The organism is Streptomyces sp. NPDC052114, assembly GCF_040680155.1.
GTDB lineage: Bacteria > Actinomycetota > Actinomycetes > Streptomycetales > Streptomycetaceae > Streptomyces.
The window spans coordinates 12,218-29,974 of sequence record NZ_JBFAWC010000009.1 but is presented as its reverse complement, the minus strand read 5'-3'; the positions used below and the strand labels follow the sequence as shown (position 1 = coordinate 29,974).

The 17,757-nt window shown below is 71.4% G+C and carries 15 protein-coding genes; 6 read left to right on the top strand and 9 right to left on the bottom strand.

The window, feature by feature from the left end:
* Positions 1–12: 12 nt before the first annotated feature.
* From AB0L89_RS20550 to AB0L89_RS20540, 3 genes are all read right to left on the bottom strand, one after another.
* The gene (locus AB0L89_RS20550) at positions 13–1,053 is read right to left on the bottom strand and encodes a PhlD (RefSeq protein WP_365142767.1); all 1,041 of its coding nucleotides are present in this window, start codon (positions 1,051–1,053) and stop codon (positions 13–15) included.
* Between the two features lie 116 nt (positions 1,054–1,169).
* Complete coding sequence (locus AB0L89_RS20545; protein ID WP_365142765.1) at positions 1,170–1,985, bottom strand: helix-turn-helix domain-containing protein; 816 nt, start codon at positions 1,983–1,985, stop codon at positions 1,170–1,172.
* 430 nt (positions 1,986–2,415) lie between these two features.
* Positions 2,416–3,306, bottom strand: coding sequence for a Gfo/Idh/MocA family oxidoreductase (locus tag AB0L89_RS20540; RefSeq protein ID WP_365142763.1), 891 nt, complete (start codon positions 3,304–3,306; stop codon positions 2,416–2,418).
* A gap of 357 nt (positions 3,307–3,663) precedes the next feature.
* Between AB0L89_RS20540 and AB0L89_RS20535 the strand changes: the two genes are divergently transcribed.
* The 3 genes from AB0L89_RS20535 (at position 3,664) to asnB (ending at position 7,947) form a co-directional block, all read left to right on the top strand.
* Complete coding sequence (locus AB0L89_RS20535) at positions 3,664–5,157, top strand: MFS transporter (RefSeq protein ID WP_365142761.1); 1,494 nt, start codon at positions 3,664–3,666, stop codon at positions 5,155–5,157.
* A gap of 2 nt (positions 5,158–5,159) precedes the next feature.
* The gene (locus tag AB0L89_RS20530; RefSeq protein WP_365142759.1) at positions 5,160–5,777 is read left to right on the top strand and encodes a TetR family transcriptional regulator; all 618 of its coding nucleotides are present in this window, start codon (positions 5,160–5,162) and stop codon (positions 5,775–5,777) included.
* A gap of 328 nt (positions 5,778–6,105) precedes the next feature.
* Positions 6,106–7,947, top strand: coding sequence for an asparagine synthase (glutamine-hydrolyzing) (gene asnB / locus AB0L89_RS20525; RefSeq protein ID WP_365142757.1), 1,842 nt, complete (start codon positions 6,106–6,108; stop codon positions 7,945–7,947).
* A 27-nt stretch (positions 7,948–7,974) separates the two neighbouring features.
* Here asnB and AB0L89_RS20520 read toward each other — a convergent pair whose 3' ends face one another.
* Both AB0L89_RS20520 and AB0L89_RS20515 read right to left on the bottom strand, forming a co-directional pair.
* Entirely contained in the window at positions 7,975–8,259 is a 285-nt protein-coding gene (locus tag AB0L89_RS20520) for a hypothetical protein (RefSeq protein ID WP_365142755.1), read from the bottom strand.
* A gap of 315 nt (positions 8,260–8,574) precedes the next feature.
* Positions 8,575–9,330 carry a sulfite exporter TauE/SafE family protein gene (locus tag AB0L89_RS20515; protein ID WP_365142753.1) on the bottom strand — a complete coding sequence of 252 codons (756 nt, stop codon included), beginning with the start codon at positions 9,328–9,330 and terminating at the stop codon, positions 8,575–8,577.
* 190 nt (positions 9,331–9,520) lie between these two features.
* Between AB0L89_RS20515 and AB0L89_RS20510 the strand changes: the two genes are divergently transcribed.
* On the top strand, positions 9,521–10,471 hold the full coding sequence (locus AB0L89_RS20510; protein ID WP_365142751.1) for a LysR family transcriptional regulator: 951 nt from the start codon (positions 9,521–9,523) through the stop codon (positions 10,469–10,471).
* On the opposite strand, the gene AB0L89_RS20505 is transcribed toward AB0L89_RS20510, so the two are convergent.
* Entirely contained in the window at positions 10,435–11,667 is a 1,233-nt protein-coding gene (locus AB0L89_RS20505) for a sigma-70 family RNA polymerase sigma factor (RefSeq protein WP_365142749.1), read from the bottom strand. The genes AB0L89_RS20510 and AB0L89_RS20505 overlap by 37 nt on opposite strands.
* Positions 11,664–12,080, bottom strand: a complete 417-nt coding sequence (locus AB0L89_RS20500) for a YciI family protein (RefSeq protein ID WP_365142747.1) — start codon at positions 12,078–12,080, stop codon at positions 11,664–11,666. The genes AB0L89_RS20505 and AB0L89_RS20500 overlap by 4 nt, the downstream gene beginning before the upstream one ends.
* A 201-nt stretch (positions 12,081–12,281) precedes the next feature.
* On the opposite strand from AB0L89_RS20500, the gene AB0L89_RS20495 reads away from it, so the two are divergent.
* Positions 12,282–12,428 carry a hypothetical protein gene (locus tag AB0L89_RS20495; protein ID WP_365142745.1) on the top strand — a complete coding sequence of 49 codons (147 nt, stop codon included), beginning with the start codon at positions 12,282–12,284 and terminating at the stop codon, positions 12,426–12,428.
* Complete coding sequence (locus tag AB0L89_RS20490) at positions 12,425–13,936, top strand: MFS transporter (RefSeq protein WP_365142743.1); 1,512 nt, start codon at positions 12,425–12,427, stop codon at positions 13,934–13,936. The genes AB0L89_RS20495 and AB0L89_RS20490 overlap by 4 nt, the downstream gene beginning before the upstream one ends.
* Before the next feature lie 35 nt (positions 13,937–13,971).
* On the opposite strand, the gene AB0L89_RS20485 is transcribed toward AB0L89_RS20490, so the two are convergent.
* Together AB0L89_RS20485 and lpdA are read right to left on the bottom strand one after the other, a co-directional pair.
* Positions 13,972–16,140, bottom strand: a complete 2,169-nt coding sequence (locus AB0L89_RS20485; RefSeq protein WP_365142741.1) for an MMPL family transporter — start codon at positions 16,138–16,140, stop codon at positions 13,972–13,974.
* Between the two features lie 131 nt (positions 16,141–16,271).
* Entirely contained in the window at positions 16,272–17,675 is a 1,404-nt protein-coding gene (gene lpdA / locus AB0L89_RS20480; protein WP_365142739.1) for a dihydrolipoyl dehydrogenase, read from the bottom strand.
* Positions 17,676–17,757 lie beyond the last annotated feature (82 nt).

Here is a 17,757-nt window from a genome sequence, read left to right as displayed (position 1 = left end):
CGCGGAGCCCTCCTATGCGTGCCAGCGGCAGCGCAGGGCAGCCGTGGCGAAGCCGGGGCCGTAGGCGACGGCGATGCCCCGGGCGTCCTGCGCGGGCGGTTCGCCATGCGTGCGTTCGAGGACGCGGAGCACGCTGACACCGCCGAGGTTGCCCTCGTCGGCGAGCGTGGCGGTGGAGTGGCGGACGTCGTGGGAACCCAGGCCGAGGGCCGCCGCGGTGTCACCGATGATGCGGGGGCTGCCGGGATGGACGACCGCGAAGTCGGCGTCGTACGGACCGAGCCAGTCCAGGACGGCGGGGAGTACGTCATCGGCCGCGCTGAGGGCCTCCTTGGTGGAGTCGAAGTGGAAACCGTCCGGGGCGATGCGGCCGCGGTAGCGGTCGAGGCTGTTCGGCAGCACGTATTCGAGGGAATCCTCGATCATGATCCCGGGGCCCAGGGGGGTGCTCGTGACGATCGTCGCGGCGGCGGAGTCCCCGAACAGCGCCTTGTAGATCATTGATTCGATGCTGGTGTCGTTGTGGTTGTAGACACTGGAGATGGTCTCGGCGGCGACCACGAGCACCTTGCTGCCCGGCCGTGCGGTCACGAGGTCGGCGGCACGGATCAGCGCCTGCACGCCCCCCGCGCAGGCCAGCGTGGTGAGCGCGACGTGCCGTGCGGTCGGGCGCAGGCCGAGCCGGTCCATGAGAAGGATGTCGAGATTTGGTACTGCCCATCCGGTGCAGTGGGCTGTGACAATGGCATCGATGTCTCCGCCGGTGAGCCCCGATGCGTCGAGCGCCGCGGTCGCGGCGCGCTCGGCCATGGCGAGCGCGTCCTCGAAGGCCGCGTGGGCGCGTCCGTCGATGCCCGCCGTGCCGGCCACCGTCGGAGCGTCGACGGGCCGGGTGAAGTGACGTGTGACGACGCCGCAGTTGCCCACCACGCGAAGTATGGCCCGAAGCCGCGGGTGGTCCGGATGGTGGGTACGTATGTCGTCGGCTATCTCACCCGTGGTGATCTTGTGGTCACCGAAGACGGTCAGGGGTCTGGACACATAGGCTGGCACGGCGTTCTCCCACGGGCTCGGTTGGATGTGGGGGGTGCGGCACAACGTACTTCACCGTGCAGAGCCCGTCGCCCCTGCTGAAGGGGCGTGAGAGACGCATATGAGGATGAACGGGGTCAGAAGGCCCGCAGCATGGGCGCCCGTGTGTGCGCACGCTTCTCGCCGGGGTGGAAGACGAGGATGATGAGCCGCGCGCCGGGCGCGGTCATGGGCTGTGCCGCGCACATCGTGACCCACCCCGGGCCGAACTCCGCGTGCAGCAGCGGACGCTCGTCGCCGTCCGGGTGGGGGATGGAGTCACCCGCTCCATAGAGGAGGGCGGCCTCCGGGTCCGCGAGGATCTCCTTCTCGATCTGCCGCAGGACCTCGTCCTCGGGGCGGGCGGCGAGCGCGGCCCGCAGTTGCGGCAGGACGACCGGTGCCCAGGCGGTGTGCCAGTTCGTCAGGACCTCACGCCCTTCGAGCAGCATCCACCGCATGGTGTTCGACGGGACGCTCCTGCCCGGGAAGAGCGCCGCGAAGGGTTCGTTGTAGGCGAGGAGGTCCCAGGACGCGTCCGATACGTAGGCGATGTGCCGGATCCCCTCGACGGCCTCCTGCCATACGCCCGGTATCTCCTTGCCCGAGGTCGGGTGGAGCGGCCCCGGAGGATCCTGCAGGAGTGCGTACCTGCACAAGGACACCCATTCCTGCTCGTTCAGACCGAAGAGCCGCGCGACATCGCGGAGCAACGTCGTCGGAGGATTGGGGTAATTGCCGGACTCGAGACGGTGATATGTCCCGAGCGTGCGATGCAGCAACTGATCGACCTGATGTTGCGACAGGCCCGGAGCGCGCCGGCCCTGCCCCGTGGGACGGGCGAAGCCGTGTGATTCGGGGGCGATGAGGGCGCGTCGTTCGCGGAGCAGAGCGCGGAGCGCCGTCTTGTTCATGATGGGTAATCCCTCTTGTGCACGCCGAGTTGGAGCGTGATCAGTCTAAATATTCACATCGGCTTTGGTAGTAAACATTGCCCGAAGAAAACGATCAGTCGCTGCGGCATCATGGAGTACGCGAGCTCGCCGACCTGCAGGTTTGATCGTCGGAGGGCGCGTACGCACAACAGTGGGGCATCTTGTCCGGGGAGCCAGAGAATGGCTGAAATTCCCCGGCATTGGGTACCCCCGAGGCCTAGGGCCGATGTGGGAAGCGTGTGGGACGGTTGCCCATATTCCGATCCGTGTGGTCGGAAACGTGGCAGCGCAGGACCGCACCGTGGTCTTCTCGCGGCGGTTCCACAGGGCCACCGGCTGCGGTCGGTGCCGTCACTCGCCATTACGTAGCGGCCACGGTACCGACCGCGCGTGCGTTTCCCGGGCGGGTTCACGCGGCCGAGATCCGCTCCTCCGCCCGCGCCAGGATCTCCGTCACCCGCAACCCGAACCGGACGTCGCACGGGTGTGCCGTGCCGGTGCGCGCCGCCTCGGCGAGCGCGTCGACCGCGGCGGGGAACGCCTCGTCCGCCCCTTCCCACGCGGGCAGCGCCGCCGTGCCGCTCTCGCCGCGCAGCTCCATGGCCAGCCCCGCCGCCTTCACCGGCGCCGTCAGACTCAGCGCCGCCGTGCTGGACGCCCCGCCCGTGTGCCGCAGGACCAGATGGGCCGTGTCCCCGGGGCCCGGCGCCGCCGTCACGTCGGTCACGTCGCCGAGGACGGGCAGCAGCATCGACAGGGCGTGCGGGCCGACGTCCCACAGGCCGCCCTTGCTCGCGCGCCACGGCGAGGAGAACGCCGCGCCGTTGCCGTCCGGGGCGAAGAACGAGCCGTACCAGTCGACGCGGCCGGTGAACCAGCCGCCCGTCGCCCGCTGTTCGGCCAGCCAGGCCGAGCTGACCTCGGCGAAGCGCAGCGTGAAGAAGACCACGGACGCCACCCCGGCGCGCTCCGCCGCCGCGGCGAGCCGGCTCGCCGCGTCCGGTGTCGTGGCCACCGGCTTGTCGAGCAGGAGATGGCAACCGGCCGCCGCGGCGCGCTCGGCGAGCGGCGCCTGGACGTCCGGCGGGACGGCGAACGCCATGGCGTCGCTCGCGGCGAACAGCGCGTCCACGTCCTCGTATGCCGTCGTCTTGTGCGTGGCCGCGAGCGCGGCGGCGGCCTCGGGGCGGCGCCCCCATATGCCGCTGAGTTCGACGCCCGGGTGGCCGGCCAGGGCGGGGGCGTAGGTGGCGGAGGCCCAGGGACCGGTGCCCACCAGGCCGATTCGGAGTGGATTCATGGGCGGCAGTATGACCGAAGGCGCCAGGGGTGGACCTCCCGCGGAGAAAGGTCCTTCTCGGCAGGGGCGTCGACGGCCTGCGCGAAACGGGGGTGGAGGGGAGGGGCGGAGTGGGGTGGAGCGGGAAGGGCGGGGCGGACCAGTCGGGTGTGGCTTCGCAAGCACGTCGAAGCTGCGACACATACGAGCGCGGAGCGTGGTGAGCGTGATGGGTGTGATGCGGCAGAGGTGGCGGTGTGGGCGCCTTTAGGACGTCGATCGGCATGTCCGTCTGGCACATGCCTAGTTCCTGGCGGTGAATGCCCATTCACCCCTATGGTGAATTGCCATTCACCACATGCTGGCGGGGGAGACTTCATGGGGGACGTCCCGATATCCGGTGATGCGCGGGCATCCGGCGCCGCGCGAGGCCTCCGGGAGCGGCTCACCGTGCCCGTCCTGGCCTTCGGCGGCATTCTCATGGCCGTCACACAGACGGTGGTCGTGCCGCTGCTGCCCGATCTGCCCCGGCTGACCGGCAGTTCGCCGGGCGCCGTCTCCTGGCTGGTGACCGCCACCCTGCTGTCCGGTGCGGTCCTCACGCCCGTCCTCGGGCGGGCCGGCGACATGTACGGCAAGCGCCGCGTGCTGCTCGCCGCCCTCGGCCTGATGGCCGGCGGGTCGGTGCTCTGCGCACTCACCTCCGACATCCGGCTGCTGATCGCCGCCCGCGCCCTGCAGGGCGCCTCCGCCGCGGTCGTACCGCTGTCCATCAGCATCCTGCGCGACGAACTCCCGCCGCAGCGGACGGCCTCGGCGGTCGCCCTGATGAGTTCCACGGTCGGTATCGGCGCCGCGCTCGGGCTGCCGCTGGCGGCGCTCATCGTGCAGTACGCCGACTGGCACGCCATGTTCTGGGCGACCGCGGGGCTGAGCGCCCTCGGCCTCCTGCTCGCCGCGTGGGCGGTGCGGGAGTCGCCGGTGCGCTCGCCGGGGCGCTTCGACACCTGGGGCGCGCTGGGGCTCGCGGCCGGGCTGGTCTGTCTGCTGCTCGCGGTGTCCCAGGGCGGCCAGTGGGGATGGCGCAGCGGCCCGGTCCTCGGGCTGTTCGCGGGCGCCGTCGTCATCCTGTCGCTGTGGTGGCGCATGCAACTGCGCGCCAAGCAGCCGCTGGTGGACCTGCGGCTGGCGGTCGGGCGGCGCGTGGCGCTCCCGCACGTGACCGCGCTGCTCGCCGGATTCGCCTTCTACGCCAACTCGTTGGTGACGGCCCAACTGGTGCAGGCGCCCGCGGCGACCGGGTACGGCCTGGAGCTGTCGATCGTGGCGACGGGACTGTGCCTGCTGCCCAACGGCGTCGTCATGCTGGTCCTCTCCCCGGTGTCGGCACGGGTCTCGACGGCGCGCGGCCCCCGGGTGACGCTGGCGATCGGCGCCGCGTTCATGGTGCTCGGATACGTCGTACGGATCGTGGACAGCCGGGAGTTGTGGGTGATCATGGTGGGGGCCGCGATCGTGTCGATCGGGACCACCTTCGCGTACTCGGCGCTGCCCACGCTGATCCTGCGGGCGGTGCCGGTCGAGCAGACCGCGTCCGCGAACGGCGTGAACGTCCTCATGCGCACGATCGGGCAGAGCGTCTCCAGTGCGGCGGTCGCCGCCGTGCTCGTGCGGCACACCTCGGCCGTCCAAGGCGTGCAGGTGCCGACCCTGGGCGGGTATCAGATCGCCTTCGCGCTGGCGGGCACCGTCGCGCTCGTCGCGTGCGCGGTCGCGTTGGCCATACCCTCGGACACGGCGCCGGACAATGGCCGGGCGAGCGCCGTCGGGCGCGGGGGACCCGCCCAGGAGACGGCTCTGGAGGGGCGGTGACCATGGGGGCGAGGAAGGCGACGGCGGCGGACGTGCCGTCGGCAGGCGGCCCGGCGCCCGCCCCCTGCGCGGGCCGCAGGGACGCCGAGGCGACCAAGGCGGCCATCGTGCGCGCCGCACGGTACCTGCTCGCGCGGCACGCGCACGGCGACATCACGCTCAAGGCGGTGGCCGAACGCGCCGGTGTCAGCGCGCCATTGGTCCTCAAGTACTTCGGGAACAAGGATGCCCTGTTCTCCCGGATCATGTCGTTCGAGGCGGATGCCTCGGGTTTCCTCGACGCGCCGGTCGCGGACCTCGGCCGCCACATGGTCCGGCACGTGCTGGCGGGCCAGGCGGAGCGGGGCACCGACCCGATCCTGCGCATCGTCTTCGCCCCGCTCCACGGTGAGCAGGGCGACATCCTGCGCGCCAACTTCCGAGCCCAGGTGGTCCAGCGGCTGAGCGACCGGCTGTCGGGGCCGGACGCGGGGCTGCGGGCCGAGCTGGCCGTCGGCATGCTGATCGGCCTCGGCGCGATGTACGGCATCGCACGGGGCCCGCACGTGCGCGGCGCGCGGATCGCCGACATCACCGAGCGGTACGCGCCCGCGGTGCAGGAGCTGCTGACTCCGCGGTGACCGGTTGACCCCACCGGATCGTGGGCCGCCGAGCCGCCGAGCCGCCGAGCCGCCGAGCCGCCTGGGCGGCGAGCGCCACGGATCGTGGACAAGCCTTTGCCGATGGCCGGAATGTTTCCTTCCGTGACGGGCCCGGCGCTCCGTCCCACGCGGTGGCAGGGCGTGGGCTCCCCGCCCGCCCTCCTCTGGCCTTGGTAAAACGCGGCCGGATCCCGCAGGGTCAGCGAGACGCTCGCGTTTCGATGACGTTGACCGTACGCAATCGCAGGCGCACGCTCACCTATGTAGGTGCTAGATACACCTACTTCGACGAGCGGGAGGAAAGCGCATGTGCGGTATCACCGGCTGGGTCTCCTTCGACCGTGACCTGACGGTCGAGTCCACCACCCTGGACGCCATGACGGAGACGATGTCCTGTCGCGGTCCCGACGACCGCGGCACCTGGACCGGCGGGCCCGCCGGGCTCGGGCACCGCCGCCTCGCGATCATCGATCTGCCCGGCGGGCGCCAGCCCATGACGGTCGAGACCCCGACCGGCACCGTCGCCCTCGTCTACTCGGGGGAGACCTACAACTTCACCGAGCTGCGGCGCGAACTGGCGGGCCGCGGGCACCGGTTCACCACCGAGTCCGACACCGAGGTCGTGCTGCGCGGCTACCTGGAGTGGGGCGAGGCGCTCGCCGAGCGGCTGAACGGCATGTACGCCTTCGCGATCTGGGACGCCCGCCGCGACCGGCTCGTCATGATCCGCGACCGCATGGGCATCAAGCCCTTCTACTACTACGAGACCTCCGACGGCGTCCTGTTCGGCTCCGAGCCCAAGGCGATCCTCGCCCATCCGCTGGCCCGCGCCCGCGTCACGCTCGACGGGCTGCGGGAGGTCTTCGCCACGGTCAAGACCCCCGGTCACGCCGTGTGGGACGGGATGCGCGAGGTCGAGCCCGGCACCGTCGTGACCGTCGACCGCTCGGGACTGCGCCGGCACGTCTACTGGGCTCTGGAGACCCGGCCCCACACCGACGACCAGGAGGCGTCCATCGCGCGGGTCCGCGAGCTCCTCGACGACATCGTGCGTCGCCAGCTCGTCTCGGACGTGCCGCGCTGCACCCTGCTCTCCGGGGGCCTCGACTCCTCGGCGATGACGGCGCTCGCCGCGCGGCAGCTGGCGGAGGCGGGCGAGACGGTGCGCAGCTTCGCCGTCGACTTCGTCGGGCAGACCGACAACTTCGTCGCCGACGAACTGCGCGGCACGCCCGACACCCCCTTCGTGCACGACGTCGCGAAGACGGCCGGCACCGACCACCGCGACATCGTCCTGGACTCGCACGCCCTGGCCGACCCGGAGGTCCGCGCCAAGATGATCCGCGCGCGGGACATCCCCATGGGCTTCGGCGACATGGACGCCTCCCTCTACCTCCTCTTCCGGGCCATCCGCGAGCACTCCACGGTCGCGCTGTCCGGGGAGTCCGCCGACGAGGTCTTCGGCGGCTACCTGCAATTCTTCGACGAGGGCGCGCGCCGCGCCGACACCTTCCCCTGGCTGGTGCGGTTCGCCGACCACTTCGGGGACGACTCCGGCGTCCTGCGCCCCGATCTGAACGCCGCGCTCGATCTGCCCGCGTACGTCAAGGACGGTTACGCGACCGCCGTCGCGGGGATCCGGCGCCTGGACGGCGAGAGCGACTTCGAGTACCGGATGCGGAAGATCTGCCATCTGCACCTCACGCGGTTCGTGCGTCTCCTGCTCGACCGCAAGGACCGCGCCAGCATGGCCGTGGGCCTGGAGGTCCGCGTCCCGTTCTGCGATCACCGGCTCGTCGAGTACGCGTACAACACGCCCTGGTCGCTGAAGTCCTTCGACGGCAGGGAGAAGAGCCTGCTGCGCGAGGCGACCGCCGACGTACTGCCGCAGTCCGTGTACGACCGGGTCAAGAGCCCCTATCCGTCCACGCAGGACCCGAAGTACGCGGTCGCGCTCCAGGGGCACGTGAAGGAACTGCTCGCCCGGCCCGGCCATCCGGTCTTCGACCTCGTGGACCGGGAGGGCGCCGCGCGGGCCGCGGAGCACGGCGCCCCGCAGATCACCCAGGCCTCCCGGCGGAGCCTGGAGCGGACCCTCGACCTGGCGCTCTGGCTCGACCTCTACAAGCCGGAGATCGTCCTGTCCTGACGCCCGCCCCGCCGCGCCCCTTCCCCGTCACGGTCCGTGCTGCTCCCTGGGCTCGGCCGCGGCGGCGAGGGTGTCGAGGAAACGCTGGAGCGCGGGCGTCCCGTCCGCGTCGAGGCTCCGCTGCACCGGCGGCACGGTCGCCCCGCGCCGGGTGTCGACGGCCTGGCAGGGGCCCGCGTCGTCCTCGTCACGGACGGTCGCCGCGCGCCGTACGAACTCCGCCACCGGCACCCCGAGACGATCCGCGTGCCGCAGGATCTCGGCGTACTCCTCGGGCGTGAACAAGACCTGCACAGGCTTGGCACCGTCCATGGACGCATGATGCCGGTCGGGCGTGTGTGACGCGCTGTGGTTGGCATATTCGCCCTCGAAGGCGTGAAAACAGGAGAAGACGGCAGCGCGAACAGAAAGTGACCCCGACCGGACGGGGGAATCTCGGTCGGGGTCACATCATGTTCAACGATAAACCATAGGGCGGTGTTCCCAGGTGAGGGGCCTGGGCGTGTGAGCTGCGTCATGGGGGCGTCGAGAGCTGCGTCCGCAGAGGTGGCCCCCGTCGTGGCCCCCGTCGTGACGCCTGCCGCGGTCGTGCGCGCCGCGGCGCTCCCGCCGCATGGCCCCGCCGCCCTATCGGGCGATCATGATCACCGAAGCCGTGACGCCCACGATCACGATGAAGGCGCGCATCACCGTCGGCGGCAGCCTGCGGCCGTAGCGGGCGCCGATCAGCCCGCCCGCCGTCGACCCCAGCGCGATGAGTCCGGCCGCCGTCCAGTCGATGTCGGCGACCACGATGAAGATGACGGCCGCGACGCCGTTCACGATCGAGGCCAGGACGTTCTTCGCGGCGTTCAGGCGCTGCAGGTCGTCCTGGAGGAACGTGCCGAACAGGGCCATGAGCAGCACCCCTTGGGCGGCCCCGAAGTAGCCGCCGTAGACACCGGTGGCGAGGACGCCGCACCACATGGGCACGCCGCCGTCGCGCCGGCCGTTCTCCGCGCGGCCCTTGAGCCTGCGGCTCAGCCAGGGCTGCAACAGCACCAGGACGCATGCCGTCAGGATCAGGGCGGGCACGATCGCCTGGAAGGCGTCGGCGGGCAGCTTCAGCAAGAGCAGCGCGCCGATCAGCCCGCCGATGAGCGAGGCCGTGCCGAAGCGCAGCAGGCGCCGGGACTGCCCCTTCATCTCCCTGCGGTAGCCGTACGCGGCGCTGAGGGTGCCCGGCACCAGGCCGAGGTTGTTCGACACGTTGGCCAGCACCGGCGGGAAGCCGAAGGCCAGCAGGGTGGGGAAGGTGATGAGGGTGCCGGACCCGACCACCGCGTTGAGCCCGCCGGCCGCGACACCGGCGGCCCCCACGGCCACCATCTCGAGCGCTTCCACACGTCACCTTTCCGTTGTCCGTGGAGGCCGATGGCTCCTGCCCCCGTGTCTCCGGTCCCGCCTCGCGGGCCCCGGGTCGACGCCCGTCGCAGGGTCGCCGCCCGGGCCTGCAACGATCTTGGTGCACCCCGAAAACCCAAGTCAATCCTCGGGTTTCCTTGTATGCCTCCAAGGGATAACTTCCTACCTCGTGACCCTCGACGACCTCCGCACCTTCATCGCCGTATGCCGGGCCGGGAGCCTCAGCGCCGTGGCCCGCGAGCTGTCCTGTACGCAGTCGGCCGTGAGCCAGCACGTCAAACGCCTGGAGCGGGAGCTGGGCGTGAGCCTGCTCGAACGGCACGCCAGGGGGGTGGTGCCCACGTCCGCCGGGCGGATCCTCCAGGCGGCGGCGTGCGACGGGATCGGCGGCATCGACCTCGCCGTGCGCCGGCTGCGGGAGCAGGTGCGCGGTGACGGCGGCGCGGTGCGGATCACCACCGGTGCCACCTCCGTACGGCACTTCATGGCCGAGGCCGTCGTCGGCTTCCGGGCCCGCTATCCGCGCGTCGGCCTGGAGTTCCAGACCGTGAGCTCCAGCCGCAGCTGCTTCGACGCGCTCGCCGCCGACGATCTGGACCTCGCCTGGATCACGCTCGGCGAGCCCGTGCGCGGCATCGAGCTGCGGCCCGTCGTCGAACTGCCCTGGGTGCTCGCCGTCCGTGCCGACGACCCGCTGGCAGGCCGCCCGCGCGTCGACCCCGCGGAGCTGGCCGCGGGACAGCTCATCACGCCGCCGGGGAACTCCACGTCACGCGGGCAACTCGACGCCCACATGGATGAGTTGGGTGTCGCGCTGCCGACGGTCACCGGCGTCGCCGACTGGGACACCGCCGTGCTGCTCGCCGAGCTCGGGCTCGGGCAGGCCGTCGTGCCCGCCCTGCCCGGCTGGCGCGACCGGGGTCCCGAGGGGGTCTGCCTCGTGCCGGTCCCCGCGCTGCCGCCCCTGTCGGTGGGGTGGGCGGTGCGCCGCTGGGACGCTCTGAGCCCGCTGGCCCGCGCCTTCGCCGACACCGTCGCCGAGCACTGCGCGCCGCTCGGCCCGACGCTCGCCGAGGTCCCGGCTCAGGACGACAGTCCGGCCGCACGCGTACGGAGGTAGTGGGCCTCTGGGCCACTGAGGGTGCCCTGCGCGGCCAACTGGTAGGCGGCGCGGGCCCCTTCGGTGTCGCCCACCCGCTCCAGCAGATGCGCGCGCACGGCTTCCAGCCGGTAGTGGCCGCGCAACTTCTCCTCCAATGCGGCGAGTTCATCGAGTCCGGCCTGCGGGCCGTGCACCATCGCGTGCGCCACGACCCGCCCCAGCTCGGCCATGGGCTCGGGCGTGCGGCGTACGAGATGGCCGTACAGGGCGAGGATCTGCGGCCAGTCGGTGGCCTCGGCGCGCGGCGCCTCGTCGTGCAGCGCGGCGATCGCCGCCTGCAACGGGTAGACGCCGGGCGGGCCTTGGGTCAGCGCCTCCTCGACCAGTGCCGTGCCCTCGGCGATCGCCCGCCGGTCCCAGCGGGTGCGGTCCTGCTCGTCGAGCGGGATCAGCTCGCCGTGCGGACCGGTCCGGGCGGCGGTGCGCGCCTCGGTGAGCAGCATCAGCGCCAACAGGCCGGTCACCGCGCCCTCCTGAGGCAACAGGCGGCGTACGGAACGCGTCAGACGGATCGCCTCGCCGGCGAGATCGGCGCGGTGCAGGGCCTCGCCGGACGTCGCCGTATAGCCCTCGTTGAAGATCAGGTAGAGCACCTGGAGCACCACGGCGAGCCGCGCGTCGCGGTCCTCGGGGCCCGGCTGCCGGAACGCCACCCCCTTGATCCGTCCCTTCGCCCGGCTGATCCGCTGCGCCATCGTGGCCTCCGGGACCAGATGCGCGCGGGCGATCTCGGCCGTGGTCAGACCGCCCACCGCCCGCAGGGTGAGGGCGACCTGCGCGGCCGGTGCCAGCTCCGGGTGGCAGCACAGGAAGAGCAGCGTGAGGGTGTCGTCCTCCGCAGGGGCGCGGGCCTCGCCCGGCGGGGGAGCGGTGAACGCGTCGCGCGGCGTGAGCGCCGCCGCGTCCTCCTCGCGCCGCCGCCGGGCCTCGTCCGCGCGCAGCTGGTCCATGAGCCGGCGCGAGGCGACCCTGATCAGCCAGCCCCGCGGATTGTCCGGCACCCCCCGCTCCGGCCACTGCCGCGCCGCCGCGAGCAGCGCCTCCTGTACGGCGTCCTCGGCGGCCGGGAAGTGGCCGTACCGACGCACGAGCGCGCCGAGGACCTGCGGCGCGTGGCGGCGCAGCAGGTCCTCGACCTCGCTCCTCCGTCTCAACAATCGCCTCCCGCACCGTCCTGGACGGGCCGGATCACGACGGGCGGCTCGACGAGCCCCTCGGGCCCGGGGCACTCCGTGATGCGCCGGGCGATCTCGGTGACCCGCTCCAGGCTCGCGCAGTCGACCAGCCAGTACCCGGCGAGCACCTCCTTCGTCTCGCCGTAGGGACCGTCCGTGACGACCGGGCGACCGTCCTTGTCCTTGCCGACGAAGCGGGCCTGCGCGGGCTCGGTCAGGCCCTGCGCGTCGACGAGCTCACCGGACTCGGCGAGGTCGTTGGTGATCCCGCCCATGAAGGCGAACATCGCCTGCAGTTCCTTCTCGCTCCAGGCCGGGCTGTTCTCGGACGGCTTGCCCGTCATCGCCTCGTAGTCGGCCTGCGAACCCTGGACCATGACCAGATACTTCATGACGTCTCGCTCCTCGGCTGCGCCGTCACCCCTCGTGGGCGACTCTCACAGGGGACGTCGGAGCGGGCGGCGCGTTCTCGACAGTCGCGGTGACATTTCTTCCGGAAGAATTTTATCGGTGGAAGGGCACGAGTTCCTGGGGAACGTCCACGATGGCGGGTAGGGCGGGCCGGGACGGGTGAGACGGGGGTGGGCGAGGACATGGCTGTCGACAGCGGGGTGGTCCTGCGGGAGCCGCACGCGTACGTGAAGGGGCCGATGGAGCCGCCCGCGTACGTGAAGAGGCCGATGGATCAGCACGCGCACGAGAAAGGGCAGGCCGACGGCCGTGCCGGTGGGCGCCGGTGAGCGAGCGCGCGCCGGGCGTCTCCCTGTGGGCCAACCGCAACTACCGGATCTTCCTGGCCATCCAGACCCTGTCCGCGCTCGGGGACTCGTTCTCCTTCGTGGCGATACCGCTGCTCGTGCTGCACAGCACCGGGTCGGTCGTACAGATGGGCCTGGTCACGGGCCTGACGGGCGTCGCGTCGATCGTCACGGGACTCTTCGCCGGTGTGATCGCCGACCGGTTCGACCGGCGTCGGCTCCTGATGCTCGCCGACGTGGCGCGCTGTCTGCTGTACGCGCTGATCCCGCTGGTCTGGCTCTTCGCGACACCGCTGTGGCTGATCTACACGGTCGTCCCGCTCACCGGCGGCTTCGCGATGCTCTTCCAGGTGACGTACGTGACCGTGGTCCCCGCCATCGTCGAGCCCGGCCAGATCACCCGGGCCAACGCCCACTTGTACGGCTCCTACGCCGTCGCGACGGTCGGCGGCCCCACCCTCGCGGGCTTCGTCGCCGCCGCCTTCGGGCCCGTGGCCGCCATCGGCATCGACGCCGCGACCTTCGCCGTGTCCGCGGCGGGACTGCTCCTGGTCAAGCTGCGGCCGGTCCCGCCGCCCGCCGAGGAGGCGGGGGAGAGGGAGAACCGCGGCGGTGTGCGCGGCGAGTTCCTCGCCGGGATCCGGTTCCTGTGGGCGCACCCGGTCCTGCGCCCGCTGACGGTTCTGCTGTCCGTGTTCATCTTCCTCACCCACGGCATGACCGACGTCATCATCTTCCGCGTGAAGAAGGACCTCGGGCACGGGGACGGCACGGTGGGCTCCGTGCTGAGCGCGGGGACGGTGGGCTCCCTGCTCGCGTCGTTCGTGGTCACCCGGCTGCGCAAGGGGCTGGGGTTCGGGCCGAGTTGGATCGGCGCCATCACGCTCGGCGGAGTCGCCGTCGCCTGTCTCGGACTGACCGAGAGCGTGCCGGTGATCGGCACGCTCTCGGCGGCCATGCTGCTCGCCACCGGTGTCGCGGGCATCTGCTCGATGTCCCTGCGCCAGGAGGTGACGCCTCCCCATCTGCTGGGCCGGGTCACCGCGGCGTTCTGGACCACGCACTACTCCCTCGGCCCCATCGGCGCCGCCGCCGTCACCGCGGCCGCGGCCGGGTTCGGGGTCGCCCGGGTCTGCCTGGCCGTCGGCGTGGGCGTGGTGTGCGTGGGCCTGAGCGGGCTGCTGACGGGGATCGTTCGGGCCGAACCGGCGGCGCGAGCCGCGCGGCCCGACGCGCACGCCCCGGTCACGGCCCGCCCGCGGAAGCCGGCGCCCCGACCGCGGGGTCAGGACCGTGCCCACGACAGGCGGTCCACGCACGACACGCAGGTCCCCGCCCACGACACCCAGCTCCCCGCCCACGACACGCAGGTCCCCGCCCACGACACCCAGCTCCCCGCCCACGACACGCAGGTCCCCACTCACGACACCCAGCTCCCCGCCCACGACACCCAAGGCCCCGCCCACGACAGTCGGGGCCCCGACCAGTGAAGTCAGGGCCCCGCCCGCCGCACCACCGCTCCCGCCTACCCCGTACGCGTCGCGTCCCCGACCGGTTCCGCGTCCGCGTCCGGCGGCGCCGTGCCGTTCTTCCCGTTCCGCTTCTCGTCACCGTGCCCCGGCCACCAGGCCGCGTGCCCGATGAGGGCCGTCAGCGAGGGCGTGAAGATCATCGCCATGACGAAGGCGGCGATGGCGATGCCGAAGGAGAGCGAGAAGCCCATCTGGGAGAGCGTCGAGTTGCCCGCGAGCATCAGCGTCGCGAACGTACCCGCGAGGATCACGCCCGCGGAGCCGATCGTCGGCCCGGAGTGACGCACCGCCGTGCCCGCCGCGTCGTGCGGGCTGCGGCCCTCGCGGGCCTCCTCACGCAGCCGCGACACCATGAGGATGTTGTAGTCCGTGCCGAGCGCGACCACGAACAAGTACATGATCACGGGCAGCATGAACATGAGGCCGGGCTGGCTGCCGATCTGCTGGAAGATCAGCGAGGTCGCGCCGAGCGTCGCGCCGAAGCCGAGGGCGACGGACAGCATCAGGTACCAGGGCGCCACCAGGCTGCGCAGCAGCAGGCCGAGGATCACCATGATGGCCAGGGCCGCCACCGGGAAGACCACCGAGTAGTCGCGGTCCACCGCCTTGTTGATGTCGACGTACACCGCGGTGGTGCCGCCGACGAGCGCCTCTGTACCCGCCGGCGCGTCCTCGTGCGCGGCCGGGCGCAGCTGGTCCTTGACGGTCGCCAGCGCCTTCTCGGAGGCCGGTGGGTCCGCGAGGATCACGGAGTACGAGGCGGTGGTGCGGTCCGGGCTCAGGCGCGGCTGCGCCACCTCGCCCACGCCCTGGACGTCGGCCAGCCTGCCGCGGAAGGCCGCGGCCTGGGCCTGCGTCACCGGTTCGTCCGACGTCGAGGTGAGATAGACGGAGGTCGGATCGGTGGTGCCCGCGGGGAAGCCCTTCTGGAGGTTGTCCATGGCGACCATGGACTCCTTGTCCTTGGGCAGAGAGGAACCGGCGAGGTCGAAGTTGGCCTTGTAGCCGAGCGCGCCGAGCGCGAGGGCGCCCATGAACAGCGCGGAGACCACCGTCCACACGGCGGGCCTGCGGGCGATGGACGCGCCCAGGCGCGCGTAGCCGGTGCCGTGCGGTTCGCGCTGCCAGGACTTCGAGGGCCAGAACACCTTGGTGCCGAGCAGCGAGACCACCGCGGGGACGAGGGTGAGGCCGGCCAGCAGGGTGACGAACACCGCGATGGCCAGTGCCGGGCCCATGGAGCGCAGCATGCCGAGCGAGGAGAGCGTGAGCGCGGCGAACGCGACGATGACGGCGCCGGCCGCCGAGGTGATGGCCTCGCCGACCCGCTCGATGGCGTGGACCATGGCGCTCTTGGAGTCCTCGCCCGCCCGGAGCGCCTCTCGGTAGCGGAAGAGCAGGAACAGGATGTAGTCCGTGCCGACGCCGAACAGGACGACGGTGAGCAGCTCCTGGATCGAGGAGTCCGCCTTCATGTCGAAGGCCTTGTTCGCGGAGGCGATCAGGCCGGTCGCCATCGGCGAGATCAGGCCGATCAGGACCACCGGCAGCAGCGCGATGATGGGGCTGCGGAAGATCACGAGCAGCAGCACGATGATGATCACGATCGTGCCGACCCCGACGAGGATGCCGGCCCGCTGGGACGCGTCGCTCTCGTCGAGCGCCTGGGCGGCGGAGCCGGTGATCCCCGCCGAAAGTTCGGTGCCCTTCAGCTCGGGACCCAGGTCGTCGCGCAGCTGCTTGACCGCGTCCTGCTGCGAGGTGTCCTCGGGGTTGGTCATCTTCGGCATGGCGACGACGGACGTCTGCACCAGCTTGTTGGGCGAGACCTCGCCCGGCACGACGGCCTGCACCTCGGGGATCCTCTGCGCCTGCAGGTCCTTGGAGATGCGGGCGACATCGGCGGAGTCCGCGGCCGTCAGCTTCTCGCCGTCCGAGCGCTGGAAGACGATGATCGCGCCGATGTTCTGCTGCTTGGGGAACTCCTTCTCCTGCACGTCGGCGGCGCGAATGGACTCGTAGTGGTCGGGAAGGAAACTCGCCTCGTCGCTGCTGGAGGTGAGCTTCGGCGCCAGCGAGATCACCGCGCCGGCCACCACCACCCACGCCAGGATGATCCACCAGGGGCGGCGGACCACGAATCGGCCAAGGCCAGAGAACATCGGCTACTGCCTCTCCTCGCCCCCGAGGCATCACAGTCGTGTTCCGCCCAGGATCGGCCGGAGCGGGCGGCCCCGCCACCTGAACGGACCGGTTCCGGTCATTCGTGCCGTGGCGGGGCCGCCGGGTGCCGTCAGAAGTTGATCATGTGCCCGGCCAGGCCGTGCACCGCTTCCTTGACGGCCTCGCCCAGCGTCGGGTGCGCGTGGACGTTGCGCGCGACCTCGTGGACGGTGAGGTCCCACTGCTGGGCCAGGGTGAGCTCGGGGAGCAGCTCGGTCACGTCCGGGCCGATCAGGTGCGCGCCGATGATCTCGCCGTACTGCGCGTCACTGATGATCTTGACGAAGCCGACGGTGTCGCCGAGGCCGTGCGCCTTGCCGTTGGCCTGGAAGGGGAACTTCGCGACCTTGACGTCGAAGCCCTTCTCCTTGGCCTGCGCCTCCGTCCAGCCGAAGCTCGCGATCTGCGGCTGCGAGTAGGTGGCGCGCGGGATCATCGGGTAGTCGAGTTCCATCGTCTCGGCGTCCGAGAGGGTCTCGGCGGCCACGACGCCCATGGACTCGGCGGTGTGCGCCAGCATCAGCTTGGCGGTGACGTCGCCGATGGCGTAGATGTGCGGGACGTTCGTGCGGCAGCGGCCGTCGACGTCGATCGCACCGCGCTCGGTGAGCCGGACGCCGGTCGCCTCCAGGCCGTAGCCGGTGACGTTCGGCGCGAAACCGATGGCCTGGAGGACCTTGTCCGTCTCCAGGACCTGCTGCTTGCCGTCCTTGCCGGTGACGGTGACCTGGACCTGCTCGCCCGACTCGTCGATCGACTCGACGCGCGTCGAGGTCAGCACGTCGATGCCGAGCTTGCGGTACTGCTTGGCCAGCTCCTTGGAGACGTCCGCGTCCTCCAGCGGCGCGACGCGGTCGAGGAACTCGACGATCGTCACCTTCACGCCGTAGTTGTGCAGGACGTACGCGAACTCGATGCCGATCGCGCCCGCGCCCGCGATCACGATGGAGCCGGGCAGCGAGTCGGCGAGGATCTGCTCCTCGTACGTCACGACGCGCTCGCTGCGGCTCGTGCCGGGCAGCAGCCGGGGCGTGGCACCGGTGGCGATGATGCAGTTGTCGAAGCCGATCGTGGCGGTCGTGCCGTCGGACTTGGCCACCTGCAGCGTGTTCGCGTCCAGGAAGGTGCCCCGGCCGTCGAACTCGGTGATGCCGTTCTTCTTCATCAGGAAGTGGACGCCCTTGACCCGGCCGTCCGCGACCGTGCGGCTGCGGCTGTACGCCTCGCCGTAGTCGAAGGAGACCTGGCCGTCGACCTTGATGCCGTACGTCTTCTGCTCGTGCGTGAAGAGGTGGGCGAGCTCGGCGTTGCGCAGCAGCGCCTTCGTCGGGATGCAGCCGACGTTGAGGCAGACACCGCCCCAGTACTTCTCCTCGACGACCGCGACCCGCTTGCCCAGCTGGGCGGCGCGGATGGCGGCCACGTAGCCGCCGGGTCCTGCTCCGAGTACGACGACGTCGAAGCGGTCTTCCATGGGGAGGTCCTCTCTGGGTGGTACGGATCCGTCCGTGCGGATGGCTCTCTGCCACGATCATGCGCCATGCGAGGGCCGGTAC

What these genes read in the sequence shown, in the direction of transcription:
- AB0L89_RS20545 (WP_365142765.1), bottom strand. Translation starts at nt 1,985, where the DNA reads ATGAACAAGACGGCGCTCCGCGCTCTGCTCCGCGAACGACGCGCCCTC.
- AB0L89_RS20540 (WP_365142763.1), bottom strand. Translation starts at nt 3,306, where the DNA reads ATGAATCCACTCCGAATCGGCCTGGTGGGCACCGGTCCCTGGGCCTCC.
- AB0L89_RS20535 (WP_365142761.1), top strand. Translation starts at nt 3,664, where the DNA reads ATGGGGGACGTCCCGATATCCGGTGATGCGCGGGCATCCGGCGCCGCG.
- AB0L89_RS20530 (WP_365142759.1), top strand. Translation starts at nt 5,160, where the DNA reads ATGGGGGCGAGGAAGGCGACGGCGGCGGACGTGCCGTCGGCAGGCGGC.
- asnB (WP_365142757.1), top strand. Translation starts at nt 6,106, where the DNA reads ATGTGCGGTATCACCGGCTGGGTCTCCTTCGACCGTGACCTGACGGTC.
- AB0L89_RS20520 (WP_365142755.1), bottom strand. Translation starts at nt 8,259, where the DNA reads ATGGACGGTGCCAAGCCTGTGCAGGTCTTGTTCACGCCCGAGGAGTAC.
- AB0L89_RS20500 (WP_365142747.1), bottom strand. Translation starts at nt 12,080, where the DNA reads ATGAAGTATCTGGTCATGGTCCAGGGTTCGCAGGCCGACTACGAGGCG.
- AB0L89_RS20495 (WP_365142745.1), top strand. Translation starts at nt 12,282, where the DNA reads ATGGCTGTCGACAGCGGGGTGGTCCTGCGGGAGCCGCACGCGTACGTG.
- AB0L89_RS20485 (WP_365142741.1), bottom strand. Translation starts at nt 16,140, where the DNA reads ATGTTCTCTGGCCTTGGCCGATTCGTGGTCCGCCGCCCCTGGTGGATC.
- lpdA (WP_365142739.1), bottom strand. Translation starts at nt 17,675, where the DNA reads ATGGAAGACCGCTTCGACGTCGTCGTACTCGGAGCAGGACCCGGCGGC.